This window comes from Vibrio makurazakiensis (genome assembly GCF_050337375.1).
Lineage (GTDB): Bacteria > Pseudomonadota > Gammaproteobacteria > Enterobacterales > Vibrionaceae > Vibrio > Vibrio makurazakiensis.
On the sequence record NZ_JAKJSW010000078.1, the window covers coordinates 1 to 18,606 of the forward strand.

The window sequence follows — 18,606 nt, forward strand, 5'->3', positions numbered from 1 at the left end:
CAGTTAGCACTACATGAAGGCATTAATAAGATTTATCTTGGTTGCCGAAATTTAGCAAAAGCAAACGACGCAAAAAGCAACCTTATAGAAACCACAGGGCGGAACATCTTTGAAATATTAATTCTCGATGCGTCTAACTCCACATCTGTACGCAACGCTGTAGCGAAGCTTAAATCACCCGTTGATGCTGTGGTTTTAAATGCAGGTGGCACCGGCGGGCGGACGCCACACAAACTAACCGATGATGGTGTAACCAACATATTTGCTTCTAACGTGTTGGGGCATGTAGTGCTCGTTGAAGAGTTAATCAAACGTCAACTCGTCACCTCAACCATCCTTTACGCTGGCTCAGAAACGGCTAGAGGAATACCCAAAATGGGTGTGGCTAAACCTGAACTAGAAACCTCCTCTATCGAAGAATTCGCTTCAATAGCCAATGGCAGCAAGTTTGGCTCAAAAGCTGACCCTCTCGATGTATACGGAACAATAAAACTTACTGGCGCTCTATGGATGGCATCTATGCCTAGGCAACATCCGCATCTTCGCTTTGTAACCATGAGTCCGGGTGGGACAACAGGCACTAACGGCATGGACGACTTGCCTTTCCTCAAAAAGCTGTTCTTTAAATATGTGGGAGGTCTTTTCATGCCACTGCTTGGCATGATGCATAGTGTTGAAAAAGGAGCAAAACGCTACCTTGACGGGCTGTTTGACCCAAGATTTGAGAGTGGACATTTCTACGCAAGCCGCAGTGGTTCACCTACTGGTCCTGTAGTGGACCAACTCACCATTGAGCCTTTATTTGGTAATGCCGTCGCTCAAGATAATGCCCGCCAAGCGATTCAACAATTTTCGTAAATCAAGATTCTAAAATTAAAGGAGAACCATTATGGACATCACATTACAAATTCTTGTTGGATTAGCGACTTTAATGCTCAGTGGTCTCGGCATCATGTCTATGTTTGCGCCACAAAAGATGGCCACTAATTTCTCAGTAGAGCCAGTGGGCAAAGCAGGGCTTAATACTATTCGCTCTGTCATGGGCGGTTTATTTCTTGCCAGCGTAACCATTCTGGTACTTGGGTTAACATCCGGTGACACGGAAGGTTATTTCTTCGTTGCAATTGTTCTAATCGCTGTTGCCATTGGTCGAGTCGTGGGGCTTATTTTTGATGGGGTCGATAAAACGGTGATTCCACCGTTGCTTTTGGAGTTGGTGATTGCGGGCATATTATTGTTCAGCCATATGAAGAATGGAGGGTTTTATTGAGGCGCCGCCTTTGAACAAGGGATATTAAGACAGCTTTGTTACGCAAGGCTGTCTTTGTTTCGGATAGAAATGAAGCGTTCTGCTAAATGCCCGGTAACTAGCACTTATCCCAAAGTAATGCGCTAACCCCCTAACAATCAAGGTTGAAGGTGCCACTATACACAACCCTTATTCAGCAATTTGTTGGGGTAACGTTCGCGCGTACACTACAGCGTCTTTTAGTTCACCATTAAGTTTTGCATAGTTTGGTATATCTTTAACTTTACTGAAACCGTTTCGCTCAAGAACTTTACTTGAGCCTACATTGTTCTTAAGGACAATTGCTTTTAATGAAGCTAATTTAGACTCAGAAGCCAAGTATGGAATTAACATATCAACAGCTGAAGACGCAACACCCTTCGAAATAAATGACTTACCAATGCGATAACCCAATTCACCAAAACGACTTTCAGATTCGACGCGATGAATATTAATCCTACCGCAGATTTCATTGGAGTCTGTTCGAATCAACAGAGGGTACATCTCATCAGCAGCATGCAACTCCAGGAATTTAGATATCTGCTCCTTAACACCAAGCTGCGTATAGAAAGCTTCATCGCGCGGTGGGACATGCTGCTCAAACCAAGACCGATTATCTAGTTCAAACTCTAAAAGTGCATCTACATCTTTAAGTGAAACTAACTCTATTGATACTTTCATTTTAGTTACCTAACGGCCAAACTAAGTGACGATCAGATCTGCCACTCAATTTTGACAAGCTTAAACGCCTTGTAATATTTACACTACCTGTTTGCTATAACTGTTTCTGTCTATATCCACGACTTCTACAGTTAAAGAAGCACCAACTAACGGAACTGATATCAGCTGAAACATGACACTATTAGACAAAAGCAATTTATCTTCATCATTACGACCAGAAAGAATACGCAAAGTTACGTGAATGAAATCTTCTTTAACCGTACCTGTTTGATAGTTTTCATATGCAATACTTCTAACCTTTATATCACCACCATCTGGCTCAAATAAATTCGACTCTAAAGCACCCAAAAACACTTTCTGGTTCAAGTCTGCCGATTCGATAGATGATGAATGCTCAATAATACAGTGCGGCAAGACATACTCCTTAAATGTAACGCCACGTTTGGCGGCACTCTTAATCGCTTGTTAGCGGTTTACTCTTCACTTTCAAAGTGGGCAAAAACTTCCGCACCAGTCATGTTTTGTGTTTCGTTTTGAAATTCGTAATATTCGGGTTTTTCATCAATGAATATTTGATGAGTTAGTTTGTAGTCACCTTCCGACATCAATAACCCAACAGGAAGGTGATACTGATTATTTGGCACTAAAAAGTAAAATAAGTGCGTACCACATTTACCGCAGAAACCTCTTTCTGCCCACTCTGACGACTGATACCTAACAACATTTGATTCACCTGATATTTTAACTGAATCGGCGCAATCAATGGCTAACATTGGGCCGCCAGACCAATTTCTACACATACTACAATGACAGGCCGCCAACTCGTTACTGGCATACTCTACTTCCAACTTAACCGAGCCACATAGGCACTTTCCTTTACCTTTCATAGGTCCTCCAAGCTTTGCAATGTGTGTAAACTTAATAGTAGCTAACACTAACAGCCCCACCACTCAAAACACTTAATTTAAAGTACCAAGTGTCTGCTACTCAGTCCTAAGCGCTTTGTTAATTGTCTTTTTGATAACTTGAAATGATGGTGGTATTTACAACAGAAGCATCAAAGTACTGAGCTTTTACTTTCAAGTATTCATCATCAAGGAAAAAACTCTCTGCCGCTGATTGACTTGGAAAGTTAATCGTAAAAACTCGATTTATAGGCACATCAACCTCAGATCGCAGTACCTCAGAAACAACGAAGTCGAACCCAAATCCCCCACAATAAGATGCCAGGATCGGTTTCATGGCTGCACGATACTTCGAATAAACATCATTGTTTGATACTTCTAGTCCTACTAAAAACTCATACATTACATAGTCTCCAATGCTATACGCCTGAGTGGCACTTAACGTCTTGTTAATACATGCAGAACGTAATACCCGCGCTTCAGCCCTACACCTTAATCACTAAAACCAACGCATAGTTAAAATGCCATGCGTACCGAATCAATTTACAATCCCCAGTACTCGGAGATCGATCGTTTCTTTTTGAACAAGCTTCTTATGGTTGGGAAAGCAATAACAATAACTGATTTGTCTTTTGTTTAACGTTAACTCGATTCCAGAGATATAAGGACCAAACTCTTCTAGTGATGATCGATTCCGTAAGTTCTCAATTAAGAACCAAGGAATAAAGCATGTTTATGATGAATACCACTATAACTGACAGCTAGAATCGTCATACGTTTGAACCGAAAAATACCTCATGGCAACAGTAGAAAAATAATATTAATACGACAAGAAACCAGCAAAAACTCTTTAGCTGGGGTAAAAATAGAGAACTAGCAAAATGGCTAGCACCAAGCATGTACCAAAAGTCTCATCTTGCTAGCTAACTGCTCTACTTCGTTTATACTAGGCGCAACTTATCTATAGGCTGTGAATTCAAAAAACTCATTGGTACACCTATAGTACACCTCATCCTATTGGAACCCTTACATTACATGGCTCTAAAACCTACCATCTATAAGTTTCGCATTTCACTTACTGACATGAATCGCGATTACTATGATTCATTTAACCTTACTATCGCACAACACCCATCAGAGAACGATCAACGTATGATGGCTCGTATGGTTGCGTTTTGTATGAATGCCTCACAGGAATTACAATTCACTAAAGGACTATCTTCTATTGAAGAACCAGATTTATGGTTGAAGACCTTAGATGACCAGATTGAACAATGGATCGATGTCGGCGAACCGGATCCTGAACGTATCAAGAAGGCTACTCGACTAGCAAAATCCGTTAAAGTTTATAGCTTCAATACGAAGTCAAACGTTTGGTGGGAACAGAATAAAGGGAAGTTTGGCTTCCTAAAAGCTTCAGTGACTCGCTTAGACAATGATGGCATTGAACAAATGGCTTCAATGATCCAGCGTACTATGGACCTATCTGTAATGTTGAGTGGCAATTCTGCTTTCATTAACAGTGATACACAATCGTGTGAAGTTACTTGGGAAGAGTTACAAGAAAATGACTAGCCTAGAGGCCTGTTTAATCGAAGCTGGCATCAATGATACCAGCTTAATTTGCCAAAATTATTCTGATGAATATCAAGGGTTCCTAAAGAACAATCACGTTTTTTTCAAAAATGCTTGTGCAAACAAACCTGAGCATTCGGAACGTCAAATTCTATTAGGCCTTCTTACCAAGCTTCATATAGAGAATACCACAAGCTTTGAGTCAGCATCAGAAGATAGTATCGCGATGCAAAATGTAATTAGTGACGCTGTGGGAAAAGAGCACCTAAGCAAATTCAAATATACACAAAGTGAAAGCCTAAGCTTTGTAACTCACCTGTGGCTTTACATCCAGGGTCGTTTAGGGATGGACTTTAGCTTGGCCAACGATCATGCGCACGCTACTTCTGAACTTATAAGTAGAAACCAAGCCTTAAATATTGATGTACAGAGAACTCAATTCTTAGAAAGTTATTATGCAGGATTCAAAGTATTTGAATCCGGTCGTCGTCAGTCGAACTCTCTATTTTCTACGTTAAAAAAACTACTCAACAGATTCTGATTCATACCTTTTCTTAAAGTCCGTTGTATTAGAAGAATCACACATAGTGGCGGATGCTGTTACAACTCTGTTTCGGCCACTCTGCTTCGCTTGATAAAGTGCAAAATCAGCTTTTTTGAACAAAGATTTTAGGCTCGGTTCTGTATCTGTACATTCTGTGATTGAAATGCCAACCGAACAAGTGACGTAACCTAAACCTGTATTATTTGGGTGTGCTATCTTTTCTAACCATACATTTTTTCTAAGCAGCTCTGCCAGCATAGAAACCGATGTCGAAGAAGACTTTTCACAGACAACTACAAACTCTTCACCACCATAACGGTACACTTTGTCAGAGTGAGGGTTAATGCTGGCTCTTAGTGCTTTAGCAACAGCTTGAAGTGCTTCATCTCCCTGAGCATGACCATAGTAATCGTTATAAGCTTTGAAATTATCGATATCAATAACGATCAACCCAAACCAACGATTGTTACTACGCGCGTGCTCTAAGGCCAAGATAGCTTGAGTTTCGTAGGCAAAACGTGAGTAAACACCAGTCAAAATATCAAACAACGACTGCCTTCTCAGGCCATGCATTTGACTCTGAATTCGCTTAATTAATGAAGCGTAACACTTAGCTAACTGACCAAGCTCATCGCTTCTGTCTCGTTCAGGGATGTTTTCCACATCAATTGAATCTATGTCGCCTTCCATACTCTGTGCCAGCCTATGGATCGGCTGAATAATGCGTCGCGCAGCCCAAAAGATAAGTGCTATTGAAAATAGTACCGCAATAATCGCTTCTCTCACGATCAACCTGAGAGCGTCAATTTTGAATGTAACTAAATGAGTGGCATCGAACACTGCCCAAGCAAACCCTTCGGTGTCCCCTCGCAGTGGCAGTTTAATGTAAAGTAAGCAGGATTCTGTGTTCAGAACATAATCATGTTCAGAAAAATCCGGGAGATAGTAAATACTGCCAAATAAGTTTTGTAGGTGGACGTGATTAAGAACTTCATTTTTTTTATCGGTCAATGACTCGATAGACTCGTCAATACTGGGCACCTCTGAATCAGATGCAGTAGCGCGCGTTACACTCAGTTCCTTAATTTGTTTATCTAGTATCTCGGTGTCTTTGAAAGAGGCTTCAATATCCCAAACATCATCAACCCCTTCCACCCAAGCAACCTTAAAGCTGCTGTCACTAGCGAAAAGAGCATTCACTTCAAAATACAATAGGTTATCTATTTCATTGTATGACTCTAGCGCTTCTGAAGTCGCTGCAGCCATATAATTCTGTTGAGATACAGATTTAGAAAGCTCTTTTATCGTAGCCTGCATAGACGCTTTAGCGACTCGAACTTCAGACTCAACCCCCCGATGCCATTCACTTAGGTAACGGGTATAGCTGAGAGAGCCCACTAACCACACAACCAACAGCATGTGAGTAATTACGAGCAGCTGCGATAAGCTGAAGCGGCGTCGGATATTATTCCATAGTGAAATAGACACGATCACCACACGCTTCATTTACACGGATACTTTGATATTGTTTTTGGCTAACTGCACCAGATTCATTAGTGTCGTCTGTTTTATTCCAAGGCCAAACGGTCATGGTTAAATTTCYCGCAAATGAGACAGATATAGATGAAATAACATCAACATTTAGAACAAAAAGAATCCGATTCATGAAGTTTATTGCGTAACCCAAAAAGTGCGTGAAAGATAACATTTATAAATAATAATCACTATTTATATTTTCCATGACAATAACTATCGCACCAAGCCTGCTTTGTAACAATAAACCTTAGTTGTACATATTGTGTAAATGACAGTCCGTTATACAGAACAAAGCCCAACACTTGGCTGGGCTTTCTAATCATTGATTTGGCTTACAAAAGGGTTAGCTTTGAGTTGCAGTGGCAGCTCTAAGCTGCGTTAAGTATTTGATCCACCCTTTAGCTTCAGTTGATGCTTTAAGGTTATCAGCTCGCTTCGCTTGAATTAAAGCCCCTTCCAACTGGTTAAGCTTGTATAACGCTCTCACCCTCACCAGCGCAACGTCAGGCTGTTTATGCTTAGACTTCACTTTATCGAGTTCAGTTAGCGCATCTTGATAATGCCCTTCTTGAACCATAAGTTGAGCCACGTTCCAATGATATTTTTTATTCAGTTTCGACGCTTGCGACCAAACGACGATTGATTTGTCCCATTCTTTAGCTAACTGCCAATATGTAGCCTGTTCAGCGAGTAATTGAACGTCTGTTGTCGCCTCATCTAACTCACTGATCTCTTGTGCCGCTCGTTCTGGGATCCCACGTTTAGCATACAATTGCGCCAACAATCTTCGGTCAGTTTGTGTCAGTTCAACACCTTGCTGTTTCGCTAAAGCTAACGTCGCAAGTGCAGACTTATCACGCTTAAGGCGTAATTCCAGGCCTACGAGTTGTCGCCACCAATTAGCTTTATCCGGCTGAAGAGCAATTAACTTTTCTAAGGTTGGGATCGCCCCTTTCCAATGCTTTAACTGAAGCTGAGCACCTAACTTTAACGATAAAGGAGGCAAAGCGTCTGGGTGCCTAAAGGTGTCATACTGCGTAAGCGCACTAAGCGTATTTTTCCAATTCTCTAATTGGTACTCCGATTGCGCTATTCGCATCCATAGTTCATCTTCTTTTTGAGTCTCTGGCACACTTTTTACTAACAAATAATAGTGAGGCAAAGCATTTGAAAACCTCTGCTCGTTCAATAATACATCGGCAAGCATACGCTGAGTGATCCACGCTTGCTCGTCCATCAGTAGGCCACTATCTACGGCATAAGTTAGCTGTTCAATCGCATGATCTATTTGGTCATTTTGCCAATAAAAGACACCCAACATGCGAGCCACAAAAGCTTTGTCATAATCACGAGACGGCTCAAGCTGTTCGAGTGCTTTAATCGCCTCTGTCACTTTCTCTTCTTGAGCAAGTTGATGTGCTTTTTGCACTCTTACTGCTGTGTACTGGCTAAGCTCACTCGCATTAGTGGCTCCAATACACGCAGAGAACAAAAGCCAAATTGAAAATACACGAATCAATATCTGTTTGATCATTTTGCTAATTTGAACTCCAATTTCACCGTTTGACTCACCTGAGCAACTGCACGCCCTTCAATCACTTTTGGTTGATACTTCCACTTTTTAAGAGCCCTGACCGCTTCTCGTTCAAACATTCTTCTTGGGCTCGCTTCAAGAACTTTGACATCGGTCGGCCTGCCCGTCGGATCAATCGTAAACTGCATGATGACAAAGCCTTCTGCACCACGTTTTAGCGCTTTCGCCGGGTAGCGAGGTTCAACTCGATACAATGGCATAGCTTGCTGATTCGAACCAAAATCAGAAAAAGTCGGCGCATTGATAGCTAGGCCATCAATTGACGTATCTAATCCTAATGAAGGTAATGAAGTCATTGGAGTAAGAGGTGTTACTTCTGCTTTAGATTGAGAAACCTTCGCCTCGGGTGGTGGCTCTGGTGTTTCAGGCTGTTCTGGTACAGAGCGCTGACGTCGCTGAACTTCTTGCTCAGCTTCAACCATCACCATATTGAAACTAAGAGACTCGCTGCTTTCTGGCGCTCTATTGTGACCATTATCCACCATCCACGCCATAAAGGAGAATAGAGCTAGCCCTAATGCCCCTGCGAGTGGTAATGCCAACAGAAAACGAATCATCAACGTTTCTCCGCAGCCAAAGCAATATTCTTAACACCTGCACCTTTGGCGGCATCCATAACTTTAACAACCGTTCCGTTGTATGCATGCTCATCCGCTTGGATAACTAATGAAGCGTCTGGCTGCTCTAAAAGCAAGTGCTCAAGTGTTGCCTGCACACGTTCAACGTCGATCATGCGTTTATCTATGTAGATATCATTTGCTGATGTGATCGCGACAAAAATACCCGCATCTTTCTGACTTACTACATTCGACGCTTGCGGTCGATTAACTTCAACACCAGACTCTCGAACAAACGAGCTAGTGACAATAAAGAAAATCAACATGATGAATACGATATCTAGCATAGACGTTAAATCAATTTGTGCTTCTTCGTTCTTGCTATGTCTTCTGCCGAGTCTCATTGCTGACTCCTTAACGATTTTTCTAATTTCATTTCTAATAAATTACATTTTTTGGCTAAGCGAGCATGCACAAACATTCCCGCTAGCGCTGCGACCATTCCCGCCATGGTTGGTAATGTCGCTAACGAGATACCAGAAGCCATAAGCTTAGGGTTACTACTGCCTTGGTTCGCCATCACGTCAAACACTGAAATCATGCCAGTTACCGTACCAAGCAAGCCTAGCATTGGACAAATAGCGACCAAAAGCTTAATAAAGTTTAGGTTTTGATTAAGTGCCATATTGGCTTGCCCTAACCAGCCATCTCGGATCGCTCTCGCATGCCATGAAGAGTGATCGCTACGAACATGCCATTGTGAAATCCAAAAGTCTCTTTGCTTAGGGTAGTAAAACGACAAATACAACACTCGTTCAACCACAAGAAACCAATACACAAGAACAACGGCAGCCAGCCACCATAAAACAAAGCCACCTTGTTCCATAAACTGATTAAGGGACATCAGCCAGTGACTCATTATCGACTCAGGTTCAAATAATGAAATGGGTACTAGCGCCTCTGACGCCAAAGTACTCATTACGCTGCTGTCCCGACAGATGCTACTGTAGGCTTTGGCTGGCTGTCTTTTTCCGCTTGCTCAGCGATCAGTCCAATACCTTGCTTTTCAAGAATATTACGAATGTTTTCAGCCTGCGTGCTCAATATGTTGTGAGCAAACAATAGTGGCATCGCAGCGACTAAACCAAGAACGGTTGTAACCAATGCCATCGAAATACCACCAGCCATCACTTTAGGGTCACCATTACCAAATTGAGTGATCACCTGAAAGGTTTCGATCATACCTGTCACAGTACCCAGTAAGCCTAACATAGGAGCTAAAGCAGCTAACAACTTCAGCATTGATAGGCCTTTTTCAAGGTGAGTCTGTTCATCTACAACAGCTTCAAGTAAACGTAACTCCAATGCTTCAACTGTTCGATTTTGTTCTTTGTTGTAGACAGCTAGAACACGGCCTAATGGGTTATTACCAGGCTGAGTGGGATTCTTTAACTGAGAACGAATTTTCTGACGAGAGATAGCTAATGACACACCGCGAAATAGCGAGATAAGTAAACCTACCGCCAATAAGCCTAAAATGACTTTACCGACGACACCACCTGCTTGTAATCGATCTTTCAAGCTTGGCGTATTAGCCAGTTGTTCAAGCATGATCCCACGAGATGGGTCAAGCACGATGTTTGTAAGTTCACCAGTTTTAAGCTCTGCTAAGCTCTCAATCGTTGGGCCATTTTCCGGTTGCTTAATGTAAGCGACTGCGTCACTACGTTTAGCATTCCAATTGACGTAACCAGCGTCGGTAATTAAGCCTAATGAACCTAAGCGTAGCGCCTGAACGGTGTTAGTTTCCCCTTCACCATCAATAAACTGAATGCTAGTTTCGCTAAGTTCACCACTCGCTTCAATTTGATCAACCATACTCTGCCATAAAGCTGTTAACTGTGGCATTGATGGCAAAGACTTAGCATCAATGATTTGGTCAACGACTGAAGTATATTGACCACGATCAGCGCTGCTAACAGACGTATGAAGTTCGTTTCCTAATTCTTTGGCATTTTGGCGAACTACACCAAATAACTCACCTAAGCTTCCGGTTTCTAGACGTAACTTTTCTTCCAAACGAGCTAACTTGTTTTCATTCTCGCTAAAGGTTTTAGTTAAGGTATCTGTTTGCTGTTGAAGCTGGCGACGTTTTGCCTCTAAAACAGCCTTTTGCTCTTTCAGTGCCTTTTCAGTCTGTTTAAAACCAGACTCACGGGCAACATTATGCTGTTGCTGTGCTTTGTTTTCTAATTTTGCTGTTGATACGAACTCTGATGAATCAGCTGCATTAATGGAGAAAGATAGGCTCGCTGCACAAAATAAAGTGGCTAAAGATTTGAAGTTYATTATTTAGCCTCTGCGATATTCAATGAAACAGGGAGTGTAATTAGGCTTGGTGCGATTTGCTGACTCGCAATGTCATAGGCTTTGTCTAGGTCAGCTTTCAATGAACTATCGAGCAGTTGCCATTGCGCTACTTTTTTATTCCACGCCCAATATTTATTACCATTTAAATTACGTGCAACCAGCGAAACTCGGCCAAGATGTAAAATGTCAGCTTCAATCGTTTGGGACTCACTGAGTGACATACGACCTTGATAAACACCGAGTTTTGTTCCGTAATCCATTTCAATTTGGTATGCCTCTAAAATACGGCGATACTTCTCGGCATCACTGACATCTGCACGAGTCATCATGGTCTCAAGTTTCTCTACACGCTGTTGGCGCTGTTCAAACTTAATTGGAGCATCTGATTCAACAATACTCTGTAAACCATCAATCATTTGATACATCAAAGGCACCACACCTTGGCGTGTATACTTAATCTCTTCAATTTGTGTTTCGAAGTTGTCTGCTTCTTTATTTTGGCTAGCGACCAGAGCAGCTAAATGATCGTGATAAATTTCTAAATTCTTCACTTCTTCTTGTAACTGTTCGATTTCAGCCTTCAAAGTCAGAGTCGCTTCCGCACTCTTGTTGATGGTTTTCTGGCTTGAAGCCGACGCTGTATTGGTTTTGTTTTGGATAGCTTGAGCTTGATCTAAGCTATTGGCTGTCGCAGACGTTGCTAAGGAGCCGATGATGAATGCAAGGCTAGTTTTTAGAAGGTTCATAGTTGCCGTCAATTACGTGAGAAAGTTTCAAATGAAGTTTATTGATAAATACTCTCATTATCAATAAAGTCCATCTATTTTATATATTTCTGTCTTATATATGGAAGAAACACGAATGGGGAAGACCGAGTCTTCCCCATAGTGTACTTAATTTTAAGGCTTAGTACTTAACTTGTAGTGTAGCCATGTAGTTGCGACCTTCGCCAATAACTACATTGGTTGCACCATCGTATTGGCTACTTGTTGAACCGCCACCCGCTAGGTATTCAGTATCAAATAGGTTTTCAATATTGAAACGAGCAACAATGTCTAAGTCTTCGTTGTACTTATGCGTATAAGATGCACCCATATCGAAACGAGTGTAACCGTCTTTCTTAAAGGTATTGGCAGCATCGCCGTAACGCTCACCTTCGTAGATTAGACCAAAGTTCACATCTGTACTTTCAATCACGTTGTAAGTAGACCAAAGGCTTGCAGACAACTCTGGCACATCCGCAGGTTTGTTACCTTGGTAAGTATCATCTTTCGTGATTTCAGCATCTAAGTACATCGTTGAAGCACTTAGCGAGAACTTTTCAGTAACGAAACCTTGAGCAACGAACTCAACACCACGGTGTTGCTGCTCACCACCTTGCGTTCTGTTGTAAAGAGTATCGCCATTTGCATCGACACCCGTTTCAACATCAAGAGTGATGTTCTCTTTGGTAATATCGAAAACTGCACCACTTAGGAACAAGCGCTCATCAAACAGCTCCCATTTAGTACCCATTTCGTAAGATACACCGCGCTCAGCATCTAACTCTTCACCGTCATTTGTGTATTGGTCACCGCTAACCACACCTTGAGGCATGAAGCTCTCAGAGTATTGCACGTAGACTGAACCATTTTCTGCTGGGTGATAGATAACGCCTAATTTAGGAGACACCTGGTTTTCTGTAAGCTCATCGGTCTTCTTCTCATCAAAACGTAAACCAGCAAGCACCTGCCATTGCTCGTTAATCGTCATCATGTTCTGAAGGTACATACCGTAAGTTTCGTACTCTGACTGAGACTCTTTTACTTTACCTGAGTAACCTGGCTTACCAACCGTTTCGTTTGGCGCTTTTGAAACTGAGTTATAGTAAGTTTGGTGACGGTCGTAAGAGTAACCTAACCAGTTACCACCCACTAATAATGTATTCTCTGTACCAAGTAGTTCGAAGTCTTTAGTTACATCAACATAAGCTGTATCGAATACCCATTTATCAGAACGCTCGTTACCAGAATGCTTAATCAGACCTGTTTCCTCATAGTCAGAGAAACTTGGGTAAGACTCTACATCAAATCGTTCGAAGTTCTGGCGGTTGTAACCTACTTTTAATCCGATAGTATCTGTGATCAATGCATCAATCGCTACGCCGTAGTTTTCTACGTCATTTTCGATTTTTGACCACTCAGCATCCCAAATATGATCTTCACCAAGCACAGGTTTGCCATTCACGATGTAGGCACCAGAATCTACGCTACCGTGATCTTCTGTCTTATCGTAATGTGCAGAAACCATCACGCGATCATTAATATCGTATTCAACGAATAGTCCACCAACAAAACGATCTGTTTCTGGTTCAGTGCCGTCACCGTATGAACGGTATGAACCGTAAGTTTCTTTCGACAGAATCGTGCGAGCGCGAAGTGTTTCATCTTCGTTTAGTGAACCACTCACATCGACAGTCGTACGGTAGTGATCATCAGAGCCAACATCTTGGCTAAGTGACATTTGCGTGTTGGTCGTTGGCTTTTTAGTCACCATGTTAACTAGGCCACCAGGCTCAGACTTACCGTAAAGTAACCCTGATGGGCCTTTCAATACTTCTACACGTTCTAGTAATTCAATTGGTTGACGGTAATGAGACCAGTGTTGATGTCCATCACGCAAGAAACCATCTGAACTGCTTAATTCGAAACCACGCAGTGAGAATCTTTCACGGTTACGGCTTGTACCACCAGCACTAACACTTGCGTCATTTTGTAAAACGTCACCTAGCGTGCTTGCTCGTTGCTCATCAATGATTTGTTCATCGATAACCGATACTTGTCCCGGAGTCTCTAATTGAGTCGCCTCCATGCGCATCGCTGTTGAATTCGTGTCAGCTTTATAGCCATAGTCACGACCTTCAACAACCATATGTTCATCAGTTTTAACTGTTTCTGCTAAAGCTACAGGTGATGCTAAAACTGCACCAATCACTAAAGCCAATGGGCTTTTTGAAAACATTATCCTTTACTCCGACTTATTCTTTTTATGCAGGCAATTCAATCTCTATGCTGAATACTTCTCTGCTAATCCGTTTCCGGTACCACTGAATTATTTCGGAGGTGAATATAAGTGATAACCATTACCATTTGCATTAAATTTACATTCTTTGCATTCGTAAAGTTATGTAAAGACTTAACCAGTAAACTAACAATACGCTGTAACACAAAACCTAACGCACCTTAGAAAGGTATCAGGCAATAAAAAAGCGCCAAACGGCGCTTTCTAAAAACTGTATTTACTGAGGTAATAGATCATTACTTGGGAAACAGTAAAGTGACTCGAAGCCCACCCTCACTCCGGTTTTCCGCTCTTACTTGCCCTTTCATCATCAACATCGCTTCTTTGACAATGGCTAATCCAAGCCCATACCCCCCAGACTGCTTATCCCTTGCAGACTCTAAGCGAGTAAACGGATCGAATATACGCTCTAACTGTTCTTCCGGTATTCCGGCTCCATTATCTTCAATCGCAATCACACTAAAGCTCTCACCTTCGTCGTACTCATAACTGGATACAACAATATTGGCTTGCTCTCCAGCGTACTTAATGGCGTTACTGATCAAGTTGCCAATCACTCTTAGCAGCAACCTTTCATCAGCTTTGACCTGTGCAGTCAACTCCGGAAGATCTGCGATCAATGTTTGTCCGTTTTTTAAGTCGGTCTGATATTGCTCAACTTGTATCGAGCAATAGTGATCCAACTGGACAAGTTGTAGCTTTGCATCATATCGAGAGTTTTCTATGCGACTAAATTCGAGGATTTCACCAACTAAATGATTCATTTCTTCGGTTTCAGTTTCTAGCCGATCCAAAAGGGAATGATCATTAACCGAAATTTTCTTTCTTAATAAATGTAACGCTAGGTTCTGACGAGCGAGCGGTGTGCGTAACTCATGCGAAACATCACGGATCAAACGACGCTGTTTTTCTGCCAACATATGAATTTCATTGGTCATATGATCAAAATCACATGCGAGCTCATTAAACTCACGTGTTTTAGAATTTAGTTCCGACGTTACACTGACAGAGAAATCGCCTTGCGAGAGCCTTCGACTCGCCTCTCTTAACCTATCTAGAGGTTGTTGTAACCGCCGAGCAATGATCAAAGAGAAGAAAGTTAAGATAACCAAAGCAATCAAAGCTTTGATCAATGAGAAATACAATGGGAAGTATTGCGCAGGGTGGACTTGGTGAGGCAGTTGAATGACCAGTGTATTGCCTTGAACAAGCTTAATGCCAAAAATAGGTTTATTTACTCGAGCATTTAACTGGTGGTCAAGATCTCTCAAATAACGCAACTTAAATTCAAAATGCGGGTGCATATCTCGATGTGTTATCGAATGATTATCCTCATCGAGTACAAACAAATAATAGTCTTGTGCATTTCCCCAATCAGCGAGTTCATCCATGTCCCCTTCTTCAATCAGTACATTCGCTTGCTGCGCTAAATCGAGCATTTCGATTCTTACTTCTTCAGGGACTTTTAAAAGTGCTTTCATCAAGGCTTTTTCAGCCAAACCCTGCAAGATAAGAATAGAAACGAGTATGACGGTGAAATAGCTAAATAACTGAAACGCCAAGCCATCCTTTCTTTTCGCAATAAAGGATGGACAATAAAAGTAACGTTTCATTACGCTCCCACCGCGTCCATGTAGCTGTAACCTTTTCCACGCACGGTTTTGATATGTTGCTTAGAAAGACCAGCCTGAACCAATTTTCTACGAATGTTGCTGATGTGCATATCCAAATTTCGATCAAATGGGCACAGCTCTTTTTTTAAAACTTGGACTTGAAGATCTGCTTTTGATACTACAATGCCATGATTTTTGATTAGATAATCGAGTAGATCTGATTCAGTCCCAGTAAGAGGCAACCTAGAAAGTTGCTCATTCAAACCCTGGTTGGTGTTCGCTATAGACTGTCTTTGTCTTTCAAGGCCGACACGGCGCAGGATCACTTTAATTCGGGTCAGTAGCTCAGGGACTTTAAAGGGTTTCGCAATATATTGATCAGCCCCTGCCTGATAACCATCAAGCATAGAGTCTTCATCACTCAAAGCCGTTAGCATCAAAATCGGTGTCGCAAACCGTTGGCAGATTCGTCGAGCGACTTGCAAACCGTTTAAATTGGGGAGCATGACATCAAGTAATACTAAATCGACAGGATGACTTTGAATGAATTCGAGAGCAGATTCACCACAATGAACGGCGTCTACGTGGTAGCCCTCTTCTTCAAGGACTTCACTTAACAGTTCACATAATTGGATATCATCATCTACAACTAATACGCGGGACATTGCACTTACCATTAAATAATAATGGTTCGCATTTTAATTATCAGTTGTAATTAATTCAATCCAATTCTCATAAAATAGACCCTATAAAAGTAAGTCTTTTTCAATTGGAATGAATTTTGACGCAGAATCGATTAAGTTTTGTGCCGTTAAGCCTGGCACACCGTAAACTTCAACCGGTTTATTGAATCGCTCTTTAATGCGCTCAACTAAAATTTCAAAGTCACCATCACCAGAAACTAATACAATTTTGTCAGCTTGTTCTGCTAGCTCGATAGCATCTAAGGCAATACCAACGTCCCAATCTCCTTTCGCACTGCCGTCTCTGCGTTGAATAAAGGGCTTGWGCTTAACGTTAAAGCCAACACCTCGAAGTATGTGGTGGAATTGACGCTGTTTCGGATCCTGGCTAGAAATAGCGTAAGCATTAGCAGCAATAACCTCACGACCTTCCGTCGCAATATACCAAAACTGGTTGTAGTCGAAATTCGAGCGATATTTGTCTCTTGTCGTGTAATAGACGTTCTGTACGTCGACTAAAATTGCTATTTTTTCCATGTGCTTCTCATGCCTTTAAGAAAGATTGCTTACCCTATTCGATTCGTTGAGCAATTGCGAGAATCATTCAACAAAACCTAACGACTTTTTACTACCGATAATGAATAAATAAAGCCCGATTTGAACTACTTAACTATGCTTAATGTATACGAAATCTCACATATACACATTGATATAGCGAGGGGTAGATATGGTCAGGTTCATTCTTACCGCATTGATATGGGGTCTATTTTGTACCTCTGCCCATGCCTACCCTGCATACGGGAAACATCTTCCACACCGGAGCCTTATATATTTTTCACCCAGTGAAGATGGAATGGTGAAAGACTTTTTAAAAGGCGTAATGATTAATAACTGTCAGCTTGAAGAACGCGACATTATGATCATGGTCATAGCTGAAGATGGTTTCACTTTACCCGGTTGGTTGGTCGAAGAACTCAATATCAAAGATGTATCCACGGTATATAACATACCTAAAGGTTCACACACGGCAATCTTGATAGGGAAAGATGGGGAGGAAAAGCTACGTTGGGACGGGGAAACCGATTGGAATGGAATCACTAAATTGATAGACGAAATGCCAATGAGAAAACAAGAGATGCAGCGACAACAAAGCCGCTGCAATATTTAAGTACTCAATGTGCTGCACGTTACCAATTTGATTTCTATAACTCGACAGCTAAACGATTTCAGCTTGAACAACGCTTTCTGTTTATTAGGCTACTTGTTGAACCAGTCTAATTTTTCATGAAGCGAGGTAACGCTGCCCACAACAATTAGAGCAGGACTAATAGCTTGTTTAGCCAGTTCAGGTAATTCAGCTAAACGCCCATGAAAGACTCTTTGCTCTGGTCGCGTGCCATTTTCGATGATTGCACACGAGATATCAGGTGATAAGCCATTTTCCAATAGCTTGCCTGTAATCGTCGGACTTTGCTTTAGACCCATGTAAAAGACTAAAGTATTATTTGATTGCGCTAACGATGACCACTCAATCTCTTGGCCATCTTTCTGCAAATGTCCGGTAATAAACTGAACACTTTGAGCATGGTCTCTATGAGTCAATGGAATACCAGCGTAAGAAGTCGCGCCAGCTGCAGCTGTAATGCCTGGARTCACTTCAAATCTCACACCGTTTTCAGCCAGCTCTTCTAATTCTTCACCGCCACGACCAAAAATAAAAGAGTCTCCTCCTTTCAGTCGAGCAACGTGTTTACCTTCAAGCGCCTTATCGACTAAAACTTGATTGATTTTATCTTGAGGTACGAAGTGGAAATCCAGTTTCTTACCAACATAAATCATTTCCGCATCTTCATTAGCGAGCGCTAAGATCTCTTTAGATACTAATCGGTCATAAACGACGACATCGGCTTGCTGAATAACACGCGCGCCTTTAACCGTTAATAGATCCGGGTCACCGGGACCAGCACCAACTAATGAAACGAATCCGCTTTTTACTACTTTTGTATTCGATTGCGACACTTCTGACATGCTGTACTCCAAAAATCGGCTCAATTCACTTTGAGCTCTAAATCTATATGGGACTACATTTACTGGTGGAGTTCATATTTCACCAATAACTGAGCCTCAATTATCCCTACTCTTAGACTATCAGTTGTAATAGAAAAAATTCACTGTTAATTCACATGATTAGGGAAAGTAT

The 18,606-nt window shown here is 41.7% G+C and carries 22 protein-coding genes; 5 read left to right on the forward strand and 17 right to left on the reverse strand.

Features of this window, described 5'->3' with window-relative positions; genetic code table 11:
- Both L4C33_RS10760 and L4C33_RS10765 read left to right on the forward strand, forming a co-directional pair.
- On the forward strand, window positions 1-858 hold an 858-nt coding region (locus L4C33_RS10760; protein WP_428812435.1), incomplete at its 5' end, for a Rossmann-fold NAD(P)-binding domain-containing protein.
- Window positions 859-889: 31 nt separating this feature from the next.
- Entirely contained in the window at window positions 890-1,270 is a 381-nt protein-coding gene (locus L4C33_RS10765; protein WP_428812436.1) for a DUF4345 family protein, read from the forward strand.
- Window positions 1,271-1,438: 168 nt separating this feature from the next.
- On the opposite strand, the gene L4C33_RS10770 is transcribed toward L4C33_RS10765, so the two are convergent.
- From L4C33_RS10770 to L4C33_RS10785, 4 genes are all read right to left on the reverse strand, one after another.
- The gene (locus L4C33_RS10770; RefSeq protein WP_428812437.1) at window positions 1,439-1,969 is read right to left on the reverse strand and encodes a GNAT family N-acetyltransferase; all 531 of its coding nucleotides are present in this window, start codon (window positions 1,967-1,969) and stop codon (window positions 1,439-1,441) included.
- Window positions 1,970-2,047: 78 nt separating this feature from the next.
- On the reverse strand, window positions 2,048-2,383 hold the full coding sequence (locus L4C33_RS10775; RefSeq protein ID WP_428812438.1) for a 5-carboxymethyl-2-hydroxymuconate Delta-isomerase: 336 nt from the start codon (window positions 2,381-2,383) through the stop codon (window positions 2,048-2,050).
- Window positions 2,384-2,442: 59 nt separating this feature from the next.
- On the reverse strand, window positions 2,443-2,856 hold the full coding sequence (locus tag L4C33_RS10780) for a GFA family protein (RefSeq protein WP_428812439.1): 414 nt from the start codon (window positions 2,854-2,856) through the stop codon (window positions 2,443-2,445).
- Between the two features lie 118 nt (window positions 2,857-2,974).
- A complete protein-coding gene (locus L4C33_RS10785) occupies window positions 2,975-3,277 on the reverse strand; it encodes a DUF1330 domain-containing protein (RefSeq protein ID WP_428812440.1) in 303 nt (100 codons plus the stop codon).
- A 632-nt stretch (window positions 3,278-3,909) separates the two neighbouring features.
- On the opposite strand from L4C33_RS10785, the gene L4C33_RS10790 reads away from it, so the two are divergent.
- Window positions 3,910-4,449, forward strand: a complete 540-nt coding sequence (locus L4C33_RS10790; protein WP_428812441.1) for a YaeQ family protein — start codon at window positions 3,910-3,912, stop codon at window positions 4,447-4,449.
- Window positions 4,442-4,990, forward strand: a complete 549-nt coding sequence (locus L4C33_RS10795; protein WP_428812442.1) for a hypothetical protein — start codon at window positions 4,442-4,444, stop codon at window positions 4,988-4,990. The genes L4C33_RS10790 and L4C33_RS10795 overlap by 8 nt, the downstream gene beginning before the upstream one ends.
- Here L4C33_RS10795 and L4C33_RS10800 read toward each other — a convergent pair.
- The 12 genes from L4C33_RS10800 to L4C33_RS10855 form a co-directional block, all read right to left on the reverse strand.
- Window positions 4,973-6,481, reverse strand: coding sequence for a sensor domain-containing diguanylate cyclase (locus L4C33_RS10800; RefSeq protein WP_428812443.1), 1,509 nt, complete (start codon window positions 6,479-6,481; stop codon window positions 4,973-4,975). The genes L4C33_RS10795 and L4C33_RS10800 overlap by 18 nt on opposite strands.
- Window positions 6,459-6,584, reverse strand: a complete 126-nt coding sequence (locus L4C33_RS10805; protein ID WP_428812444.1) for a hypothetical protein — start codon at window positions 6,582-6,584, stop codon at window positions 6,459-6,461. The genes L4C33_RS10800 and L4C33_RS10805 overlap by 23 nt, the downstream gene beginning before the upstream one ends.
- Window positions 6,585-6,872: 288 nt before the next feature.
- Complete coding sequence (locus L4C33_RS10810) at window positions 6,873-8,063, reverse strand: tetratricopeptide repeat protein (RefSeq protein ID WP_428812445.1); 1,191 nt, start codon at window positions 8,061-8,063, stop codon at window positions 6,873-6,875.
- A complete protein-coding gene (locus L4C33_RS10815; RefSeq protein ID WP_428812446.1) occupies window positions 8,060-8,680 on the reverse strand; it encodes an energy transducer TonB in 621 nt (206 codons plus the stop codon). Before L4C33_RS10815 ends, L4C33_RS10810 begins: the two co-directional genes overlap by 4 nt.
- Window positions 8,680-9,084: an ExbD/TolR family protein gene (locus L4C33_RS10820; protein ID WP_428812447.1), complete on the reverse strand. Its 405-nt coding sequence runs from the start codon at window positions 9,082-9,084 to the stop codon at window positions 8,680-8,682. The genes L4C33_RS10815 and L4C33_RS10820 overlap by 1 nt, the downstream gene beginning before the upstream one ends.
- The gene (locus L4C33_RS10825; protein ID WP_428812455.1) at window positions 9,081-9,599 is read right to left on the reverse strand and encodes a MotA/TolQ/ExbB proton channel family protein; all 519 of its coding nucleotides are present in this window, start codon (window positions 9,597-9,599) and stop codon (window positions 9,081-9,083) included. Before L4C33_RS10825 ends, L4C33_RS10820 begins: the two co-directional genes overlap by 4 nt.
- Window positions 9,600-9,658: 59 nt before the next feature.
- Window positions 9,659-11,029: a MotA/TolQ/ExbB proton channel family protein gene (locus tag L4C33_RS10830; protein ID WP_428812456.1), complete on the reverse strand. Its 1,371-nt coding sequence runs from the start codon at window positions 11,027-11,029 to the stop codon at window positions 9,659-9,661.
- Window positions 11,029-11,796: a DUF3450 domain-containing protein gene (locus L4C33_RS10835; RefSeq protein WP_428812448.1), complete on the reverse strand. Its 768-nt coding sequence runs from the start codon at window positions 11,794-11,796 to the stop codon at window positions 11,029-11,031. Before L4C33_RS10835 ends, L4C33_RS10830 begins: the two co-directional genes overlap by 1 nt.
- 160 nt (window positions 11,797-11,956) lie before the next feature.
- A complete protein-coding gene (locus L4C33_RS10840; protein WP_428812449.1) occupies window positions 11,957-14,050 on the reverse strand; it encodes a TonB-dependent siderophore receptor in 2,094 nt (697 codons plus the stop codon).
- A gap of 296 nt (window positions 14,051-14,346) precedes the next feature.
- A complete protein-coding gene (locus tag L4C33_RS10845; protein ID WP_428812450.1) occupies window positions 14,347-15,723 on the reverse strand; it encodes a histidine kinase sensor domain-containing protein in 1,377 nt (458 codons plus the stop codon).
- Window positions 15,723-16,388, reverse strand: coding sequence for a response regulator transcription factor (locus L4C33_RS10850; protein ID WP_428812451.1), 666 nt, complete (start codon window positions 16,386-16,388; stop codon window positions 15,723-15,725). The genes L4C33_RS10845 and L4C33_RS10850 overlap by 1 nt, the downstream gene beginning before the upstream one ends.
- Window positions 16,389-16,469: 81 nt before the next feature.
- Window positions 16,470-16,943 (reverse strand): LabA-like NYN domain-containing protein, encoded by a 474-nt coding sequence (locus L4C33_RS10855; protein ID WP_428812452.1) that lies wholly within the window; start codon window positions 16,941-16,943, stop codon window positions 16,470-16,472.
- A 190-nt stretch (window positions 16,944-17,133) separates the two neighbouring features.
- Here L4C33_RS10855 and L4C33_RS10860 point away from each other — a divergent pair, with 190 nt between their 5' ends.
- A complete protein-coding gene (locus L4C33_RS10860; RefSeq protein WP_428812453.1) occupies window positions 17,134-17,574 on the forward strand; it encodes a DUF4174 domain-containing protein in 441 nt (146 codons plus the stop codon).
- Window positions 17,575-17,663: 89 nt separating this feature from the next.
- On the opposite strand, the gene cobA is transcribed toward L4C33_RS10860, so the two are convergent.
- Window positions 17,664-18,434 (reverse strand): uroporphyrinogen-III C-methyltransferase, encoded by a 771-nt coding sequence (gene cobA, locus L4C33_RS10865; protein WP_428812454.1) that lies wholly within the window; start codon window positions 18,432-18,434, stop codon window positions 17,664-17,666.
- Window positions 18,435-18,606 lie beyond the last annotated feature (172 nt).